This window comes from Ramlibacter sp. MAHUQ-53, from assembly GCF_052600055.1.
Map to the genome: position 1 here is coordinate 290323 of NZ_JBQWTS010000003.1, position 17440 is coordinate 307762.

Below are 17440 nucleotides of genomic sequence, written 5' to 3' on the forward strand. Positions count from 1 at the left end.
GGGGGCGGTTCTTCAAGGGGGCGGTCACTGGTCGCCGCTGGAGACTTCCTCGGGCTCGGGCTTGGACCGGCCTTCCTTCTTCGGCAGCGGCTGGATGTCCAGCTGCACCTCGTCCTTCTCGTCGAGGTCGACGGTCAGGCGGCCGCCGTCGGTGAGCCGGCCGAACAGGAGCTCGTCGGCCAGCGCGCGGCGGATGGTGTCCTGGATCAGGCGCTGCATCGGGCGCGCGCCCATGAGCGGGTCGAAGCCCTTCTTGGCCAGGTGCTTGCGCAGCTTGTCGGTGAAGGTGACTTCCACCTTCTTCTCGGCGAGCTGCTGCTCCAGCTGCAGCAGGAACTTGTCGACCACGCGCAGGATGATCTGCTCGTCCAGCGGCTTGAAGCTCACGATCGCGTCGAGGCGGTTGCGGAACTCCGGCGTGAACAGGCGCTTGATGTCGGCCATCTCGTCGCCCGCGGCGCGCGGGTTGGTGAAGCCGATGGTGGCCTTGTTCATGGTCTCGGCGCCCGCGTTCGTGGTCATGATGATGATCACGTTGCGGAAGTCGGCCTTGCGCCCGTTGTTGTCGGTCAGCGTGCCGTGGTCCATGACTTGCAGCAGCACGTTGAAGATGTCCGGGTGGGCTTTCTCGATCTCGTCGAGCAGCAGCACGCAGTGCGGCTTCTTGGTCACCGCCTCCGTCAGCAGGCCGCCCTGGTCGAAGCCCACATAGCCGGGAGGCGCGCCGATCAGGCGCGACACCGCATGGCGCTCCATGTACTCCGACATGTCGAAGCGGATCAGCTCGATGCCCATGATGTAGGCCAGCTGCTTGGCCGCTTCCGTCTTGCCGACGCCGGTGGGGCCGGAGAACAGGAAGGCGCCGATCGGCTTGTCGCCCTTGCCCAGGCCCGAACGTGCCATCTTGACCGAGGCGGCGAGCACTTCCAGGGCCTTGTCCTGGCCGAACACCACGCTCTTGAGATCACGCTCGATGGTCTGCAGCTTGCCGCGGTCGTCGTTCGACACGTTGGCGGGCGGGATCCGCGCGATCTTGGCCACGATTTCCTCGACCTCGGCCTTGGAGATGGTCTTCTTGCGCTTGCTCGCCGGCAGGATGCGCTGGGCGGCGCCCGCCTCGTCGATCACGTCGATGGCCTTGTCCGGCAGGTGGCGGTCGTTGATGTACTTGGCGGACAGCTCGGCCGCGGCCTGCAGCGCGGCCACGGCGTACTTGACGCTGTGGTGCTCCTCGAAGCGGCTCTTCAGGCCCTTGAGGATCTCCACGGTCTGCTCCACCGTCGGCTCGACCACGTCCACCTTCTGGAAGCGGCGGGACAGCGCGGCGTCCTTTTCGAAGATGCCGCGGTACTCGGTGAAGGTGGTCGCGCCGATGCACTTGAGCTGGCCCGAGGACAGGGCCGGCTTGAGCAGGTTGGACGCGTCCAGCGTGCCGCCCGAGGCCGCGCCGGCACCGATGAGGGTGTGGATCTCGTCGATGAACAGGATGGCGTTGGGCTTGTCCTTCAGGGACTTGAGCACGCCCTTCAGGCGCTGCTCGAAGTCGCCGCGGTACTTGGTGCCGGCCAGCAGCGCGCCCATGTCCAGCGAGTACACGGTGGACTCGGCCAGGATCTCCGGCACGTCCTTCTGCACGATGCGCCAGGCCAGGCCCTCGGCGATCGCGGTCTTGCCCACGCCGGCCTCGCCCACCAGCAGCGGGTTGTTCTTGCGGCGGCGGCACAGGATCTGGATGACGCGCTCGACCTCGTACTCGCGGCCGATCAGCGGGTCGATCTTGCCGTCCTTGGCGGCCTGGTTGAGGTTGAACGTGAACTGCTCGAGGGCCGAGGCCTTCTCGCTCTTCTCGCCGCCGCCCTCCTCCGGCTCGGCGCCGGGCGCCTCGCTGCCCTTGGCGGGCTCGGGCGGGTCGGACTTCTTGATGCCGTGGGCGATGAAGTTCACCACGTCCAGCCGGGTCACGCCCTGCTGGTGCAGGTAGTAGACGGCATGCGAGTCCTTCTCGCCGAAGATGGCCACCAGCACGTTGGCGCCGGTGACTTCCTTCTTGCCGTTGCCGGTGGACTGCACATGCATGATGGCGCGCTGGATCACGCGCTGGAAGCCCAGTGTCGGCTGGGTGTCCACGTCATCGGTGCCGGCGACCTGCGGGGTGTTGTCCTTGATGAAGTTGGACAGCGACTTGCGCAGGTCGTCGATATTGGCCGAGCAGGCCCGCAGCACCTCGGCCGCGCTGGGATTGTCCAGCAGGGCGAGCAGCAGGTGCTCCACGGTGATGAACTCGTGGCGCTGCTGCCGTGCCTCCACGAACGCCATGTGGAGGCTGACTTCCAATTCCTGGGCAATCATGAAATTTCCTTTGCCTTGCTACCGTTCCGTCTCTGACTCACTGTAATCCTGATCCGTTCCAGCTGTGCTGTCACTCCACGGGTTCACAGACACATTGCAGGGGATGCCCTGCCTGCCGGGCCGCGGCCTGGACCTGCTCGACCTTCGTCGACGCGACATCTCGGGAATAGACCCCGCAGACGCCTTTGCCGTCGAGATGGATCTTGAGCATGATCTGCGTGGCCGTCTCCCGGTCCTTGTTGAAAAACTCCTGGATCACCACGACGACGAATTCCATCGGGGTGTAGTCGTCATTCAGCATGACGACCTGGTACATCTGGGGAGGCTGGGTCCGCTGCGTCCGCCGCTCGAGGACCACCGACCCACCGTCGTCATCCTTGGGCTGCTGCTTGGGTGCAACCGGAGCGGGTTTGGGTGTTTTGCTGGCCATGAAAATCATTCTATCGACCCCACCGGCGCTGCCTCCCCGAAACGGATCTGGAGTCAGCCCATCCACTATTCAAGCCACGATCCCCAAACCTGCCGGGCAGGATTCTGGGCGGCACGGCGGCCCTTCGCCGGGAAGCCACGCCAGGCTTCCAACGGAAACTTTAGTATGTGAAAATATTCGCGCAAGGCGGCCCGTTTCAGGGCCGCCTCCCCACAACGCGAGGGAACATCGAGGGACCGCACATGGCGACTGGCACTGTCAAATGGTTCAATGATGCGAAGGGGTTCGGCTTCATCGAGCCCGACGGCGGGGGCCCCGATGTCTTCGCCCATTTCTCCGCCATCGTCATGGATGGCTTCAAGACCCTCAAGCAGGGTACCCGCGTCAGCTTCGAGCTCACCGAGGGCCCCAAGGGTCAGCTGGCGCAGAACATCCAGCCCGCGTCCCACCTGCCCCCTCTGGAGGCGCCCCGGCCCCACGCGCCCGCCCGTGCCTCACGGGTGCGCACGCCGCAGTTCCAGGCCCACGCCAACGACGCAGGCTGACAGCGCCGGCCCGATGAAAAAAGCCGCCCCCGCCGGGGCGGCTTTGCCTCGTCCGGGCCACCGGGCTCAGAGCTCGGCCATCTGCTCGATCATCACCTGGCCGAAGCCCGAGCAGCTGACCTGGATCGCGCCCTCCATGAGGCGGGCGAAATCGTAGGTCACCCGCTTGGTCTGGATCGCCGCCTCGAGCGAGCGGATGATCAGGTCCGCCGCCTCGGTCCAGCCCATATGGCGCAGCATCATCTCGGCCGAGAGGATCTCGGAGCCGGGGTTGACGTAGTCCTTGCCCGCGTACTTGGGGGCGGTGCCATGGGTCGCCTCGAACATCGCCACCGAGTCGCTCATGTTCGCCCCGGGCGCGATGCCGATGCCGCCGACCTGGGCGGCCAGGGCGTCGGAGATGTAGTCGCCGTTGAGGTTGAGCGTGGCCACCACGCTGTACTCCACCGGGCGCAGCAGGATCTGCTGCAGGAAGGCATCGGTGATCGAGTCCTTGATCACGATGTCCTTGCCGGTCTTCGGGTTCTTCAGGCGGCACCACGGGCCGCCATCGATCAGCTCGGCGCCGAACTCGCGCTGGGCCAGGGCGTAGCCCCAGTCCCGGAAGCCGCCCTCGGTGAACTTCATGATGTTGCCCTTGTGAACCAGGGTCACGCTAGGCTTGTCGTTGTCGATCGCGTACTGGATCGCCTTGCGCACCAGGCGTTCCGTGCCCTCGATCGACACCGGCTTGACACCGATGCCGGAAGTCTCCGGGAAACGGATCTTGCGCACGCCCATTTCCTCGACCAGGAAGCGAATGAGCTTCTGCGCCTTCTCCGACCGGGCCTCGTACTCGATGCCCGCGTAGATGTCCTCGGAGTTCTCGCGGAAGATGACCATGTTGGTCTTCTCCGGCTCCTTCAGCGGCGAGGGCACGCCCTTGAAATACTGCACCGGGCGCAGGCAGACATACAGGTCGAGTTCCTGTCGCAGGGTCACGTTCAGCGAGCGGATGCCGCCGCCGACCGGCGTGGTCAGCGGCCCCTTGATGGACACCACGTACTCCCGCACGGCCTGCAGGGTTTCCTCGGGCAGCCAGACATCGGGCCCGTACAGGCGGGTCGACTTCTCGCCGGCATACACCTCCATCCAGTGGATCCGGCGCTTGCCGCGATAGGCCTTGGCCACGGCGGCATCCACCACCTTCAGCATCACCGGCGTGATGTCGCGGCCGGTGCCATCACCCTCGATGTACGGGATGATGGGCTCGTCCGGCACGTTGAGGGAGTTGTCGGCGTTGACCGTGATCTTCTGGCCTTGGGCCGGCACCTGGATGTGCTGATACATGGATGGGGGCGTTCGTGGAGAAAAGGAGCGCCCTGGGGCGCGACCGGGGGCACCCGCCGCAGCCGGTGCGCCGGGGCATTCTAGCCACGGCCCCCGGCGGTTCGCACCGCCTGCGGGCCCGCAGGAACCGTCATGTAGCCCGCATGGCGTCGGTGATAACCCTCGAATTTGGCACCTTGGCATCCATCTTTTTTCAGGGCCGCGGGGGGGCCGCCGCGGGGCCAAAAAGTTTTTTGAATTTCTGCGTTTTTCTGTCAACGGCCGGTTAACTGCCGCGTTAGAGGAGAGCCTCACGGCCTGTCCGCGAGGCAATTTTTTGTTAGACAACCCTTTGAACTAGTCCAAAAGGAATCACCATGAAGAAGATCTTCGCCGCCCTGGCCGCCACCGTGTTCGCCGCTTCCGTGTTCGCTTCCGCCCCGGCCGCCGGCGCTTCCGCTGCCAAGCCCGCCGCTTCCGCCGCTTCCGCCAAGAAGTAATTCGGCTTGCGCGAATGAAAAGCCCGCCCTAGGCGGGCTTTTTTTATTTGCGCCGCTGTCAACGCCCGGCTCAGCCGCTCCGTTGCGAGAACACCCGGCACCGCCGGGACACGCCTCACCCTGTCACCTAGGATTTCCATGAACAAGCTGATCGCCTCCCTGGTTGCCGCCTTCTTCGCCGCCGGCGCCTTCGCCCAGGCCGCCCCCGCGGCTCCCGCCGCCCCGGCTGCTCCCGCTGCCCCTGCCGCCGCCGCCGCTCCCGCCGCCAAGGCAGAAGCCAAGCCGGAAGCCAAGGCCGAGAAGAAGGCCAAGAAGTCCACCAAGAAGGCCAAGAAGTCCAAGAAGGCCAGCGCCGCCTGATCCAGGCCCGCCCCCGAGAGATGCCCGCCCCGCGCGGGCATTTTTCTTGGGCCCGGTTGACGCAGAATCCCGCCCATGACCCACCGCCTGCTGATCGCCCTCCTGGGCCTTGCGGCCTTCGCCGCCTCCGCCCAGACCCCTCAGACGAACCTGCCACGCACCCGGCTCTCGGCCGGCATGCACCAGATCGATGCCCAGGTCGCCGCCACCCCGGGCGAGCGCCAGACCGGCCTGATGTGGCGCCGCGAGATGCCCCAGCACGAGGGGATGCTGTTCGTGTTCGACCAGCCCGGGACGCAGTGCTTCTGGATGATGAACACGCTGATCCCGCTCACCGCGGCCTTCGTCGCCGACGACGGCACCATCGTCAACCTGGCCGACATGGCGCCCCAGACCACCGACTCGCACTGCTCCGCCCGGCCGGTGCGCTACGTGCTCGAGATGAACCAGGGCTGGTTCGCGCGCAAGGGCCTGAAGGCCGGCGCCAGGCTGGCCGGCGAGCCGTTCGGCAAGTGAGGCAGCCGGCCCCGGCAGCGGGCGCCGCGCCAATGAAAAAGGGCCGCTCGATGCGGCCCTTGCGTCATGCGCGGGAACTTCAGGCGAAATTCTTCTGCGCGAATTCCCAGTTGACCAGCTTGTCGAGGAAGGTCTCGACGAACTTCGGGCGCAGGTTGCGGTAGTCGATGTAGTAGGCGTGCTCCCAGACGTCCACGGTCAGCAGGGCCTTGTCGGCGGTGGTCAGGGGCGTGCCGGCGGCGCCGGTGTTCACGATGTCCACGCTGCCATCGGCCTTCTTGACCAGCCAGGTCCAGCCGGAGCCGAAGTTGCCGACGGCGGACTTCACGAAGGCCTCGCGGAAGGCGGCGTAGCTGCCCCACTTCGAGGTGATGGCCGCGCCCAGCGCGCCGGTGGGCTCACCGCCGCCATTGGGCTTCATGCAGTTCCAGAAGAAGGTGTGGTTCCAGATCTGGGCCGCGTTGTTGTAGATGCCGCCGGAGGACTTCTTGACGATCTCCTCGAGGGTCATGGACTCGAACTCGGTGCCCTTCTGCAGGTTGTTCAGGTTCACGACATAGGCGTTGTGGTGCTTGCCGTGGTGGTACTCGAGCGTCTCCTGCGAGTAGTGCGGGGCCAGGGCGTCGATGGCGTACGGCAGCGGCGGGAGGGTGTGTTCCATGGTGATCCTCTTGGGGTTGTTCAGTTGTACGGATTCCGGGGATGGCGTCGGACCAGCCGGGATTCTAGGCATTAAATCAATCGGGGCTGGGACACGGTGACATCGAGCGTGCCGTCCGCGAGCCGGGCCTGCAGCCAGTCGCCCGGCCGGGCGTCGGCCGCGTGCATGAGGACGGTGCCGTCCTCGCGCGTGAGCAGCGCGTAGCCCCGTTGCAGCACCTGGCGCGGGTCGACACCGGCCAGCCGCAGCGCGGCGCGCTCCAGCCGCTGGCCCTGCACCGACAGCTGCCGCGGCACCGAGCGCTGCAAGGCGCCGGCTTGCGCGTCGAGCCCCGCCCCCAGGCGGGCCACCCGCGCCGCCACGGCATACCGCAGCCGCTGGGCCTGCCGCTCGAGTTGCTGGTGCTGGCCGGCCACACGGCCCGAGGGCCGGCCCAGGCGCGACGCCGCGGTGTCCAGCCGCTGCGAAGCGGCATCGAGCCGGCGCAGCGTCGCCGTGGACAGGCGATCCTGGACCAGCGACAGCGCGCCGAGCCAGGCGTCGCGCGGCTGCGCCACGAGCTCGGCCGCCGCCGTCGGCGTGGGCGCGCGCAGGTCGGCGCAGAAGTCGGCAATGGTGAAGTCGGTCTCGTGGCCGACCCCGCACACCAGCGGCACCGGGCTGGCGACGATGGTGCGAGCGAGCTGCTCGTCGTTGAATGACCAGAGGTCCTCGAGGGAGCCGCCGCCGCGGACCAGCAGGATCACGTCGACCTCGCCGGCCCGGGCCCGCGCGTAAAGCGCCTCCAGGGCCGCCACCAGCTCGCCCGGCGCCTGCGCGCCCTGCACTGCCGCGGGCGCCAGCAGCACCGGCACATGGGGCGCGCGCCGGCGCAGCGCCGTAGCCACGTCGTGCAGCGCCGCGGCGCCCAGCGAGGTGACCAGGCCGATGCCGCGCGGCATCACCGGCAGCTCGCGCTTGCGGTCCGGGTCGAACAGGCCCTCGGCCTCGAGCCGAGCCTTCAGGCGCAGGAACTGCTCGAACAGCGTGCCCTGGCCCGCGCGGCGCAACGACTCGACGATCAGCTGCAGGTCGCCGCGCGCGTCGTAGACGTCGAGCCGGCCCATGACCTCCACGCTGTCACCATCACGCGGGCTGAAATCCAGCCCGCTGGCGGCGCGGCGGAACATGGCGCAGCGGATCTGGCCGGTCGGGTCCTTGAGCGTGAAGTAGCAATGCCCGCTGGCCGGGCGCGAGAAGCCCGAAATCTCGCCGCGGACCGCGACAGGATTGAAGCGCGCGTCCAGGGCATCAGCAACGGCGCGGCATAGCGGGCCGACTTGCCAGATCCGCCGCGTCGTTGCTGGATTGTTGGCGTCAGGCATCAGGATCGGCGCGCCGTGGCGGGCCCATGCAGAGAAAAGTCGTCCACAGCGAGCGACCGGTAGGCAGGCATGGCGAACGGGGCACGAGAAATCACGGTTTTTCGTCGCAAGTGATTGATTTCAAACATGATTTTTCTGCTGAATTTGTGACCGTTCTGTCACAAGCTCCAATTGGCGCGGGTTTGGAGCCCATGGGGCCGCACTTGCGCACAAAGTTATCCACAAGAAATGTGAGAATCTTCCGACGCCCAGGCGGTGAGGTCCTACGAGCGGGAAGAGGTGCCCGATAATGGCCACCGAACTGCCCCGACAACTGCGCCGGAGACCCTCCCCTTGTTTTCGATCATACAAGCCGCCGGTTGGCCCATCTGGCCCCTGATCGCCTGCTCCATCCTGGCCCTGGCGCTGATCATCGAGCGATTCCTCAGCCTCAAGCGGGCCAAGGTCGCCCCCCCGAAGCTGCTGGAGGAAGCCCTGGCCGTCGCCCGCCACGCCGTCCCGTCGCCGGACGTGGTGACGCAGCTGGAGCAGAACTCGGCCCTGGGCGAGGTGCTGGCCAGCGGCCTGCGCGCCCTGGGCGCCAACCCCCGGTGCACCGAGGTGGACCTGCGCAGCGCCATGGAGACCACCGGCCGCGCCGTCGCGCACCGCCTGGAGCGCTCCCTCAGCGCGCTGGCCACGATCGCCTCCGCCGCCCCCCTGCTGGGCCTGCTGGGTACCGTGATCGGCATGATCGAGATCTTCGGCTCGCAGGCGCCCGGCGGCGGCACCGGCGGCAACCCGGCGCAGCTCGCGCACGGGATCTCGATCGCCCTGTACAACACCGCCTTCGGCCTGATCATCGCGATCCCCGCGCTGATCTTCTGGCGCTACTTCCGCGCCCGGGTCGACGAGTACCTCCTGGGCCTGGAGCTGGCCTCGGAGCGGCTGCTGCGGCACCTGCTGACGCTGCGCAAGTGAAGGCGGTGCGCCGATGAACTTCCGTCCGCGCAAGGCCGAAGAGCCGGAGATCAACCTGATCCCCTTCATCGACGTGCTGCTGGTGGTGCTGATCTTCCTGATGCTGTCCACCACCTACAGCAAGTTCACCGAGCTGCAGCTGCGGCTGCCCGTGGCCGACGCGCCGGCGCAGCGTGACTACCCCAAGGAGGTCATCGTCGCCATCGGCGCCGACGGCCGCTACTCGATCAACCGCAACCTGGTGAACGGCCGCAGCGTCGAGGCGGTGGCCGCGGCGCTGGTGGAGTCGGCCCGCGCGGGCAAGGACAGCGTGATCATCATCAGCGCCGACGCCTCGTCGCCGCACCAGTCCGTGATCACCGTGCTCGAGGCCGCGCGGCGCAGCGGCCTGGCCCAGATCACCTTCGCCGCGCAGTCCTCGGCCCAGGCCGGTACCGCGCGGTGAGCCTGCAGGCGGCCTGGCTGCGCCGCGGCCCGTTGGCGTGGAGCCTGCGGCCGCTGGCCTGGCTGTACGGCGGGCTGGCCGGCGTGCACCGGGGCCTGTATGCGCTGGGGCTGCGGCGCGCCGAGCGCCTGCCGGTGCCGGTGATCGTGGTCGGCAACGTGGTGGCCGGCGGCGCGGGCAAGACGCCCGTGGTCGCGGCGATCGTCGAACACCTCAAGGCGCGCGGGCTGCAGCCCGGGATCATCTCGCGCGGCTACGGCCGCCGCGGCCACGACTGCCGCGAGGTCACTTCCGCCACCGAGCCCGCCGACGCGGGGGACGAGCCCCTGCTGCTCGCGCGCCGCTGCCGCGTGCCGGTGTTCGTCGCGCCGCGCCGGGCCGACGCCGGCCGCGCGCTGCTCGCGGCCCACCCGCGCGTTCAGGTGCTCGTGAGCGACGACGGCCTGCAGCACCACGCGCTGGCCCGCGACCTCGGCGTCTGCGTGTTCGACGACCGCGGTACCGGCAACGGCTGGCTGCTGCCGGCAGGGCCGCTGCGCGAGCCGTGGCCCCGCCGGGTCGACCTGGTCCTGCGTCCGCCGGGCACGGCCGGCATCGAGGGCTACGGGGTCGAGCGCCGCCTCGACACCCAGGCCCTGCGCGCCGACGGCACGCGTCGCCCGCTCGCCGAACTGGCGCGCGAGCCGGTGCTGGCCCTGGCCGGGATCGCACGGCCCGAGGCGTTCTTCTCGATGCTGCGCGCCGCCGGCGTGTCCCCCGCCGCCACCCTGTCCCTGCCCGACCACCACGACTTCGACGCGGCGCCGCCGGCGGTGCCGCCCGGCATGGCAGTGGTCTGCACCGAGAAGGACGCGGTCAAGCTGTGGCGGCACCAGCCCGAGGCCTGGGCCGTACCGCTCTCGGTGGCGATCGAGCCGGCCTTCTGGAGCGCCTTCGATGCCCTCACGGACCGGGCGCTATCATCGCCCGATGGATCCCAAACTGCTTGAGCTCCTGGTCTGTCCCGTGACCAAGGGCCCGCTGGACCTCGACCGCGAGCGCCAGGAACTGATCTCGCGCAGCGCGCGCTTGGCCTACCCGATCCGCGACGGCATCCCCGTGCTGCTCGAGGAGGAGGCCCGCACCCTGTCCGACGAAGAACTCGAACGCCTGCCCCCGCGCGCGCCCCAGGTCTGATGGCCCTGCCCTTCACCGTCCTCATCCCGGCGCGGCTGGCCTCCTCCCGCCTGCCCGACAAGCCCCTGGCCGACATCGCCGGCAAGCCCATGGTGGTGCGCGTGGCCGAGCGCGCCAGCCATTCCGGCGCGCAGCAGGTGGTCGTGGCCACCGACACCGAGGCCATCGCCCGCGCCTGCGAGGCGCATGGGGTGCGCGCCGTCATGACCCGCATCGACCACCCCTCGGGCAGCGACCGCCTGGCCGAGGCCTGCGAGCGCCTGGCCCTGGCCGACGACGCCCTCGTGGTCAACGTGCAGGGCGACGAGCCCCTGATCGAGCCGGCGCTGATTGACGCCGTCGCCGGCCTGCTGCAGCGGCATGGCGACGCCGCGATGAGCACCGCGGCCCATCCCATCGACTCGGTCGACGACCTGCGCAACCCGAACGTGGTCAAGGTCGTCACCGACGCCCGCGGGATCGCCCTGTACTTCAGCCGCGCCCCCATCCCCTGGTGGCGCGACGGCTCCAGCGCCGGCGAGCCCGGGCTGCCGCAGCCGCGGCCGCTGCGGCATGTGGGCATCTACGGCTATCGCGTCGGCTTCCTGCGCGAATTCCCCAAACTTCCCCAGGCGCCAGTCGAACAGCTCGAGGCGCTGGAACAGCTGCGAGCCCTGTGGCACGGGCACCGCATCGCGGTGCACGTGACGGACGCCGCGCCGGGCCCGGGCGTGGACACGCCCGAGGACCTCGCACGCGTGCGGGCCCTGTTCCAACCCGCCAGGTAACCCGGCTGCGCCACTCAGCCGCGTAAGGGACGCGGAGGGGTCGCATGCTATCCTCGCCGCGACTTGGCCGGGGGGCGACACCGCTTCGCCCCGGCCCGCCGTATTCATTGACTCCGGAGACACCATGAGACTCATCCTGTTGGGCGCGCCCGGCGCCGGCAAAGGCACGCAGGCCGCGTTCATCTGCCAGAAGTACGGCATCCCGCAGATTTCCACCGGTGACATGCTGCGCGCTGCCGTGAAGGCCGGCACGCCCCTGGGCCTGGCGGCCAAGAAGGTCATGGACGCCGGCGGACTGGTGAGCGACGAGATCATCATCGGCCTGGTCCAGGAGCGCCTGACCCAGCCCGACTGCGCAAAGGGCTTCCTGTTCGACGGCTTCCCCCGCACCATCCCGCAGGCCGAGGCCATGCGCGAAGCCGGCGTGAAGCTGGACTACGTCCTCGAGATCGACGTGCCCTTCGACGCCATCATCGAGCGCATGAGCGGCCGCCGCTCGCACCCGGCCTCGGGCCGCACCTACCACGTGAAGTTCAACCCGCCCAAGACCGAAGGCAAGGACGACGTCACCGGCGAGCCGCTGGTGCAGCGCGACGACGACAAGGAAGAAACCGTCAAGAAGCGCCTGGAGGTCTATGCCTCGCAGACGCGCCCGCTGGTGGACTACTACGCCACCTGGGCCAAGACCGACCCGGCCACCGCGCCCAAGTACCGCGCCATCAGCGGCATGGGCAACGTCGACGAGATCACTTCCCGCGCACTGACCGCCCTGGCCAGCTGAGGCGCCCGGCCGGCGCGCCTCAGGTGTCGCCCTGCGGGACGCGGGCGACCATCAGGTCCAGCAGCAGGGATACGCGCGCCTTGACCGGCGTGACCGTCGAAGCCTGTGGCAACGGCTTCTCCGCGGCACCGACCACCCGTCCCAGGGCGCAGCGCGTCGAACGCACCACGGCCACCCCGTGGGCCTGCGCGTCGAGCAGGGCCTGCTCCAGCCCGCCCGACACCGTCCCGTTGCCGGTGCCGGCCACCACCAGCCCGTCGATCCCCTGGGTGCGCAGGGCCTCCACGAGGCGGCCGTCCGCACCGGCGTGGTTCAGGACGATCTCCACCCGCGGCCACCGTGCCGGGTCAGTGCCGGCCACCGCCCGTGCACGCGCCGGCGCCTGCGGGTCACCGGCCGCCGGCCAGTCACGCAGGAGGCGCACCGCGCCCTCCTCCACCAGTCCCAGCGGCCCCGCCTCGCCCGAGTCGAAGGCATCGAGGCGGTAGGGATGGACCTTCGCCACCTCCATCGGCCCATGGATGCGCCCGGCGCACACCGCCACCACGCCGCGCGCGCCAGGCGTCCGTGCCACCGCGAGCGCATCCGCCAGGTTCTGCGGACCGTCGGGTGACAACGCGTTGGCGGGCCGCATCGCGCAGGCCAGCACCAGCGGCTTGGCGGGCGACAGCACCCGCTGCAGGAACCAGGCCGTCTCCTCCAGCGTGTCCGTGCCGTGGGTCACCACCACGCCCTGCACGCCGGGCTGGGCCAGCCAGTGGGCACAGCGCGCAGCCAGCCGCTGCCAGGTGGCGAAGTCCATGTCCTTGCTGTCCACCTGGGCCACTTGCTCGGCCTCCAGCGCGACGCCCTCGAGCGACGGCAGCGCCTGCAGCAGCTGCGCGACGCCGAGCTGCGCCGCGGTGTAGCCAGTGTGGTCACCGGGCCTGGAGGCGGTGCCGGCGATGGTGCCGCCGGTGCCCAGCACAACGATTTTTTGGGGAGGCACTTGCGCTTCCTTGCAAAGCTGGTTAAAAATACAGGTACTGGATATCGAAACAGTTGGTTATCCGCACAGTACCTGCAACACAGGGTCGGCCACTGTCTCGATTGGTTCTTCACGGTTTCCGAGGAGGCTCCTCATGATCGACACGCCCAAGCTCACGGCCCGCCAGCAGCAGATTCTGGACCTGATCCAGAGCGCCATCGCCCGCACGGGCGCGCCGCCCACGCGCGCCGAGATCGCGTCCGAGCTCGGTTTCAAGTCCGCCAACGCGGCCGAGGAGCACCTGCAGGCGCTGGCACGCAAGGGCGTGATCGAGCTGGTCAGCGGCACCTCCCGCGGCATCCGCCTGCGGGGCGAAGCGCTGCGCTCCATCAACGAGTCGCGCGTCAAGCAGTTCTCGCTGCCGCTGCAGAGCCTGGCCCAGCTCGCCCTGCCCCTGGTCGGCCGCGTCGCCGCCGGCTCGCCCATTCTGGCGCAGGAGCATGTGGACCAGACCTACTACGTCGAGAGCAGCCTCTTCCAGCGCAAGCCCGACTACCTGCTGAAGGTGCGTGGCATGTCCATGCGCGACGCCGGCATCATGGACGGCGACCTGCTCGCGGTGCAGGCCACCAAGGACGCCAAGAACGGCCAGATCATCGTCGCCCGCCTGGGCGACGACGTCACCGTCAAGCGCTTCCGCCGCAACAAGCACCTCATCGAGCTGCATGCGGAGAACCCCGACTACGCCACGATCATCGTGGAGCCCGGCGAGCCCTTCGAGATCGAGGGCCTGGCCGTGGGGCTGATCCGCAACACCATGCTGATGTAACCCCAGCGATCCCATCCCGGAGCGGCCCAGGTGGCGGGCGTATGGCGTGGAGCCATCACCCTGTGCCGTTCCTTTCCCTCGCAATCCTGCCTGTGTGTCACACCTCGTCGTATCAAGGAGCTTCACATGGCACTGGCCCTTCCCCTCATCGTTGAACTGTTCCAGCCCGTCCAGGCCATGGTCGAGTGGCTGGCGGGCGGCCCGGCGCCGCGCCGTGAGCCGCAGGTGCTGTGCCCTGCGCAGGGCCCCGCTGGCCGCAGCGTGCACGTGGTCCATGTGGTCAACGCCCGCGAGAGCCGCGCCGCCCGCGGCCGCGTGATCGCCGGCCGCATCGACGAGGTCTGCGCCGAGCTGGACCGCCTGGCTGCCCTCGAGGCCCGGCACTGAGCCGCGCCCGCCGGCGTCAGGCGGCGCCGTTGAGATAGTCGGACTTGCCCAGGTCCACGCCGTTGTGGCGCAGGATCGCGTAAGCGGTCGTGATGTGGAAGTACATGTTGGGCAGCACCCAGAGCTTGAGGTAGTCCTCGGCCTTCATCGTGCGGGTGGCGCCCTGGCGGCCCACCGGGAAGGTGATCTCCTTGGCCTCGGTGCCGTCCAGGGCCTGGGGCGGCACGGTGGCCAGCCAGGCCAGCGTGCGGTCGATGCGGGCGCGCAGCTCGTCGAAGGTGCTCTCGGTGTCCTCGAACTTCGGCGCCTCCAGGCCGCTGATGCGCGCCACGCCGAGTTTGGCCGCATCGCAGGCGATCAGGATCTGCCGCGAGAACGGCAGCATGTCCGGGGCCAGGCGATAGGCCACCAGCACCTGCGGGTCGAACTTGCGGGCCTGGGCGTTGGCCACCGCCTTGTCCAGGATGTGTTTCAGGTTGCCCAGCATCTTCTGGAACACGGGCAGGCTGGCGGACGACATGGAAATGCTCACGGGGTCTCCTCGATGGGATGGGTCGGGTCGGGCCGTCCGGCGGCGCGCGCCGCGGACCGCGCGATGCTACCCGGCCTGCGGGCCCATCACCGGCGACCCGGAGCGCCTGGTTGCGGCAAGGCACAATCCGGTGCCATGAACATTGTGATCCTCGACGATTACCAGGATGCGGTGCGCAAGCTCCAATGCGCCAGCAAGCTCGAGCCCTTTCCCGCCAAGGTCTACACCAACACCGTCAAGGGAATCGGCCAGCTGTCCGTCCGCCTGCGTGATGCCGATGCGATCGTCCTGATCCGGGAACGCACCCAGATCAGCCGCCAATTGCTGGAAAAGCTCCCCCGCCTCAAGCTCATCGCCCAGACCGGCCGTGTCGGCGCGCACATCGACGTGCAGGCCTGCACCGAGCGCGGCATCGTCGTGACCGAGGGCGTCGGCTCGCCGGTGGCCCCGGCCGAGCTCACCTGGGCCCTGATCATGGCGGCCATGCGCCGCCTCCCGCAGTACATCAGCACGCTCAAGCACGGCGCGTGGCAGCAGTCCGGCATGAAATCGGCCTCGATGCCGCCCAACTTCGGCGTCGGCCAGGTGCTGCGGGGCAAGACCCTGGGCATCTGGGGCTACGGCCGTATCGGCCAGCTGGTGGCGGCCTACGGCAAGGCCTTCGGCATGAAGGTGGTGATCTGGGGACGCGAGGCCTCGCGCGAGCTGGCCACGGCCGACGGCTACTTCGTCGCGCCCAGTCGCGACGCCTTCTTCTCCGAATGCGACGTGGTCAGCGTACACCTGCGGCTGAACGACGAGACCACCGGCATCGTGCGACTGGAAGACCTCAGCCGCATGAAGCCGACCGCGCTGTTCGTCAACACCTCACGGGCCGAGCTGGTCGAGCACGACGCGCTGATCGCCGCGCTGAACCGCGGACGTCCCGGCATGGCCGCGGTCGATGTGTTCGAAAGCGAGCCGATCCTGCAGGGCCACGCTCTGCTGCGCCTGGAGAACTGCATCTGCACGCCCCACATCGGCTACGTGGAGCAGGAAACCTACGAGATGTACTTCGGCGCGGCGTTCGACAACGTCGTCAACTTCATCCAGGGAACGCCGACCCACGTGGTGAACCCGGCGGCCCTGCAGGTCCGCCGCTGAGGCCTCCGCCACAGGAGCGGCAGCCGGGGCCCGTGACGGGCCCGCGGCGCGCCGTCAGCTCGCCGGCGGACGCTGCGCGGGCGGCAGTTTGAACTCGGCCGACTCGAAGTCGAAGTCCAGCGAGTTCTCGTTCCCCCGCGTGACCTCGGGCATCGAGGGCACGACCATCATCGGCGCCGGCTGGGTCTCCGGGCCCTGGCCGGCGAGTTCGTCGAGGTCCACATCGACCGCCACGACGCTGTTGCTGGCGGACGGCAGGACCGGCGCACCATCCCCCGCGGCCATCTCTGAGGCCACGTTGTGCAGGAACAGCAGGTCGCGGTAGGCCTGCAGGGTCAGGCTCTCCTCGCCGTCAGCGCCCGGACGGCGGAAGATGGCGTCGTCGATGACCTGCAGCACGCGGCGGCCCGGCCAGGCCTCCTGGATGCGCGCCATCAGGCGCGAGAAGACCTCCAGGCCGTGCTGGTCCTCGCTGAAGTTCGCGAAGGCCGGCGCCTTGGCGTTGAACAGCCACTCGAAGTCGCGGCGCAGCTGCTCGTACTCCTCCTGCCGGCCCAGCTTGTGGTGGATCTCCAGCAGGTCCAGCCAGGCCACCGGGCTGGCCTGCGGGTGCGCCTCGATGTGATTGCGCAGCACCTCGATGGCGCGGTCGTACTCGCCCAGCGAGACGAAGAAATCGGCTTCCTGCTGGATGTCGCTCAGCTCGTCGCTGGTCAGCGGCAGCGGGTCGCTGACGCGCAGGCCGTCGGCCTCGCCGCCCGGGCGGCGCGCCGAGAGACCCATGGGCGCGGACAGCGGCCCCGGGGAAGCTAAGGCAGCCGCCCTCGTTCCCGGGGCTGGGACCGCGTCCGCAGTCGACCCCGGCGCGGGCGCAGGCACCGGGTCAGGTGACGCGGCAGCAGCCACCGCCACACTGGCGCCCGCCGGCGCGGCGGCGCCGGCCGGGGGCTCCTCGATGAGCCGCTCCTCCACCGGGCGCGACGGGGTCTCGGGCTGGTGGGACTCGCCCCACCACTGGGCCTGGGCGGCGCTGCGGCCGCGGCGCCACAGCACCAGGGCCAGGCCCAGCGCCCCGGCCAGCAGGGCGCCGAGCGTGTAGACCAGGCCGTTGGCATAGCGTTCGCGGTCGGCCTTCTCCAGCCGGTCGCGCAAGTCGGTCAGCGCGGCATCGCGCTTGAGCATGCCCTCGCGCAGGACCTTCAGGTCCGCCTCCATCGAGAGGATGCGCTCGGCATTGCGCTGCAGCTCCTCGGCGGCCGCGCTGAGAGCCTGCGCCTGGGCGTCGGCGCGCGCGGCGGCGCTGGCCACCGGCTCACCGACCGCGGGACGCGCGGCGGCGGACGCGGCCAGGCGCGGCCGCACCTCCACCGCCTCCAGCTTCAGGCGGGGACGCGCTTCCGCGGCCGGCGCGGGCGCGGGG

At 69.3% G+C, this 17440-nt stretch carries 20 protein-coding genes and 1 pseudogene; 13 read left to right on the forward strand and 8 right to left on the reverse strand.

Features of this window, described 5'->3' with window-relative positions; translation table 11 throughout:
• Positions 1 to 24: 24 nt before the first annotated feature.
• Together clpA and clpS are read right to left on the reverse strand one after the other, a co-directional pair.
• Complete coding sequence (gene clpA, locus ACT80S_RS07340) at positions 25 to 2349, reverse strand: ATP-dependent Clp protease ATP-binding subunit ClpA (RefSeq protein WP_377414494.1); 2325 nt, start codon at positions 2347 to 2349, stop codon at positions 25 to 27.
• A gap of 70 nt (positions 2350 to 2419) precedes the next feature.
• Positions 2420 to 2779, reverse strand: coding sequence for an ATP-dependent Clp protease adapter ClpS (gene clpS, locus ACT80S_RS07345; RefSeq protein WP_377414496.1), 360 nt, complete (start codon positions 2777 to 2779; stop codon positions 2420 to 2422).
• A 242-nt stretch (positions 2780 to 3021) separates the two neighbouring features.
• Between clpS and ACT80S_RS07350 the strand changes: the two are divergent.
• Positions 3022 to 3222: pseudogene (locus ACT80S_RS07350) on the forward strand (cold-shock protein); the annotation flags it as partial.
• A gap of 168 nt (positions 3223 to 3390) precedes the next feature.
• Here ACT80S_RS07350 and icd read toward each other — a convergent pair.
• Positions 3391 to 4653, reverse strand: coding sequence for an NADP-dependent isocitrate dehydrogenase (icd, locus tag ACT80S_RS07355; protein ID WP_377414498.1), 1263 nt, complete (start codon positions 4651 to 4653; stop codon positions 3391 to 3393).
• A 356-nt stretch (positions 4654 to 5009) separates the two neighbouring features.
• On the opposite strand from icd, the gene ACT80S_RS07360 reads away from it, so the two are divergent.
• The 3 genes from ACT80S_RS07360 (at position 5010) to ACT80S_RS07370 (ending at position 6008) form a co-directional block, all read left to right on the forward strand.
• Entirely contained in the window at positions 5010 to 5132 is a 123-nt protein-coding gene (locus ACT80S_RS07360) for a hypothetical protein (protein WP_377414501.1), read from the forward strand.
• A 138-nt stretch (positions 5133 to 5270) separates the two neighbouring features.
• Positions 5271 to 5492, forward strand: a complete 222-nt coding sequence (locus tag ACT80S_RS07365; protein WP_377414503.1) for a hypothetical protein — start codon at positions 5271 to 5273, stop codon at positions 5490 to 5492.
• A gap of 75 nt (positions 5493 to 5567) precedes the next feature.
• Positions 5568 to 6008, forward strand: a complete 441-nt coding sequence (locus ACT80S_RS07370) for a DUF192 domain-containing protein (protein WP_377414505.1) — start codon at positions 5568 to 5570, stop codon at positions 6006 to 6008.
• Positions 6009 to 6087: 79 nt separating this feature from the next.
• Here ACT80S_RS07370 and ACT80S_RS07375 read toward each other — a convergent pair whose 3' ends face one another.
• Together ACT80S_RS07375 and xseA are read right to left on the reverse strand one after the other, a co-directional pair.
• A complete protein-coding gene (locus ACT80S_RS07375) occupies positions 6088 to 6669 on the reverse strand; it encodes a superoxide dismutase (RefSeq protein WP_377414507.1) in 582 nt (193 codons plus the stop codon).
• Positions 6670 to 6740: 71 nt separating this feature from the next.
• Positions 6741 to 8033 (reverse strand): exodeoxyribonuclease VII large subunit, encoded by a 1293-nt coding sequence (xseA, locus tag ACT80S_RS07380; RefSeq protein ID WP_377414509.1) that lies wholly within the window; start codon positions 8031 to 8033, stop codon positions 6741 to 6743.
• A 333-nt stretch (positions 8034 to 8366) separates the two neighbouring features.
• Between xseA and ACT80S_RS07385 the strand changes: the two genes are divergently transcribed.
• The 6 genes from ACT80S_RS07385 (at position 8367) to adk (ending at position 12162) form a co-directional block, all read left to right on the forward strand.
• Entirely contained in the window at positions 8367 to 8993 is a 627-nt protein-coding gene (locus ACT80S_RS07385) for a MotA/TolQ/ExbB proton channel family protein (RefSeq protein ID WP_377414512.1), read from the forward strand.
• Positions 8994 to 9006: 13 nt separating this feature from the next.
• On the forward strand, positions 9007 to 9438 hold the full coding sequence (locus ACT80S_RS07390) for an ExbD/TolR family protein (protein ID WP_377414514.1): 432 nt from the start codon (positions 9007 to 9009) through the stop codon (positions 9436 to 9438).
• On the forward strand, positions 9435 to 10427 hold the full coding sequence (gene lpxK / locus ACT80S_RS07395) for a tetraacyldisaccharide 4'-kinase (protein ID WP_377414516.1): 993 nt from the start codon (positions 9435 to 9437) through the stop codon (positions 10425 to 10427). Before ACT80S_RS07390 ends, lpxK begins: the two co-directional genes overlap by 4 nt.
• Complete coding sequence (locus ACT80S_RS07400; RefSeq protein WP_377414518.1) at positions 10408 to 10614, forward strand: Trm112 family protein; 207 nt, start codon at positions 10408 to 10410, stop codon at positions 10612 to 10614. The genes lpxK and ACT80S_RS07400 overlap by 20 nt, the downstream gene beginning before the upstream one ends.
• Positions 10615 to 10619: 5 nt before the next feature.
• Positions 10620 to 11381: a 3-deoxy-manno-octulosonate cytidylyltransferase gene (gene kdsB, locus ACT80S_RS07405; RefSeq protein WP_377414561.1), complete on the forward strand. Its 762-nt coding sequence runs from the start codon at positions 10620 to 10622 to the stop codon at positions 11379 to 11381.
• 124 nt (positions 11382 to 11505) lie between these two features.
• The gene (gene adk, locus ACT80S_RS07410) at positions 11506 to 12162 is read left to right on the forward strand and encodes an adenylate kinase (RefSeq protein WP_377414520.1); all 657 of its coding nucleotides are present in this window, start codon (positions 11506 to 11508) and stop codon (positions 12160 to 12162) included.
• Between the two features lie 19 nt (positions 12163 to 12181).
• Here the strand turns inward: adk and ACT80S_RS07415 are convergent, their stop codons facing one another.
• A complete protein-coding gene (locus ACT80S_RS07415) occupies positions 12182 to 13150 on the reverse strand; it encodes an asparaginase (RefSeq protein WP_377414523.1) in 969 nt (322 codons plus the stop codon).
• 133 nt (positions 13151 to 13283) lie between these two features.
• Here ACT80S_RS07415 and lexA point away from each other — a divergent pair, with 133 nt between their 5' ends.
• Positions 13284 to 13958: a transcriptional repressor LexA gene (lexA, locus tag ACT80S_RS07420; protein ID WP_377414526.1), complete on the forward strand. Its 675-nt coding sequence runs from the start codon at positions 13284 to 13286 to the stop codon at positions 13956 to 13958.
• A gap of 126 nt (positions 13959 to 14084) precedes the next feature.
• Entirely contained in the window at positions 14085 to 14345 is a 261-nt protein-coding gene (locus ACT80S_RS07425) for a hypothetical protein (RefSeq protein ID WP_377414529.1), read from the forward strand.
• Between the two features lie 16 nt (positions 14346 to 14361).
• Here the strand turns inward: ACT80S_RS07425 and ACT80S_RS07430 are convergent, their stop codons facing one another.
• Entirely contained in the window at positions 14362 to 14877 is a 516-nt protein-coding gene (locus tag ACT80S_RS07430; RefSeq protein ID WP_377414532.1) for a DUF1993 domain-containing protein, read from the reverse strand.
• Positions 14878 to 15012: 135 nt separating this feature from the next.
• Between ACT80S_RS07430 and ACT80S_RS07435 the strand changes: the two genes are divergently transcribed.
• The gene (locus ACT80S_RS07435) at positions 15013 to 16020 is read left to right on the forward strand and encodes a D-2-hydroxyacid dehydrogenase family protein (protein ID WP_377414535.1); all 1008 of its coding nucleotides are present in this window, start codon (positions 15013 to 15015) and stop codon (positions 16018 to 16020) included.
• Between the two features lie 54 nt (positions 16021 to 16074).
• Here the strand turns inward: ACT80S_RS07435 and ACT80S_RS07440 are convergent.
• Positions 16075 to 17440 (reverse strand): type IV pilus assembly protein FimV (locus ACT80S_RS07440; protein ID WP_377414538.1); only part of this gene is annotated, 1366 nt, incomplete at its 5' end.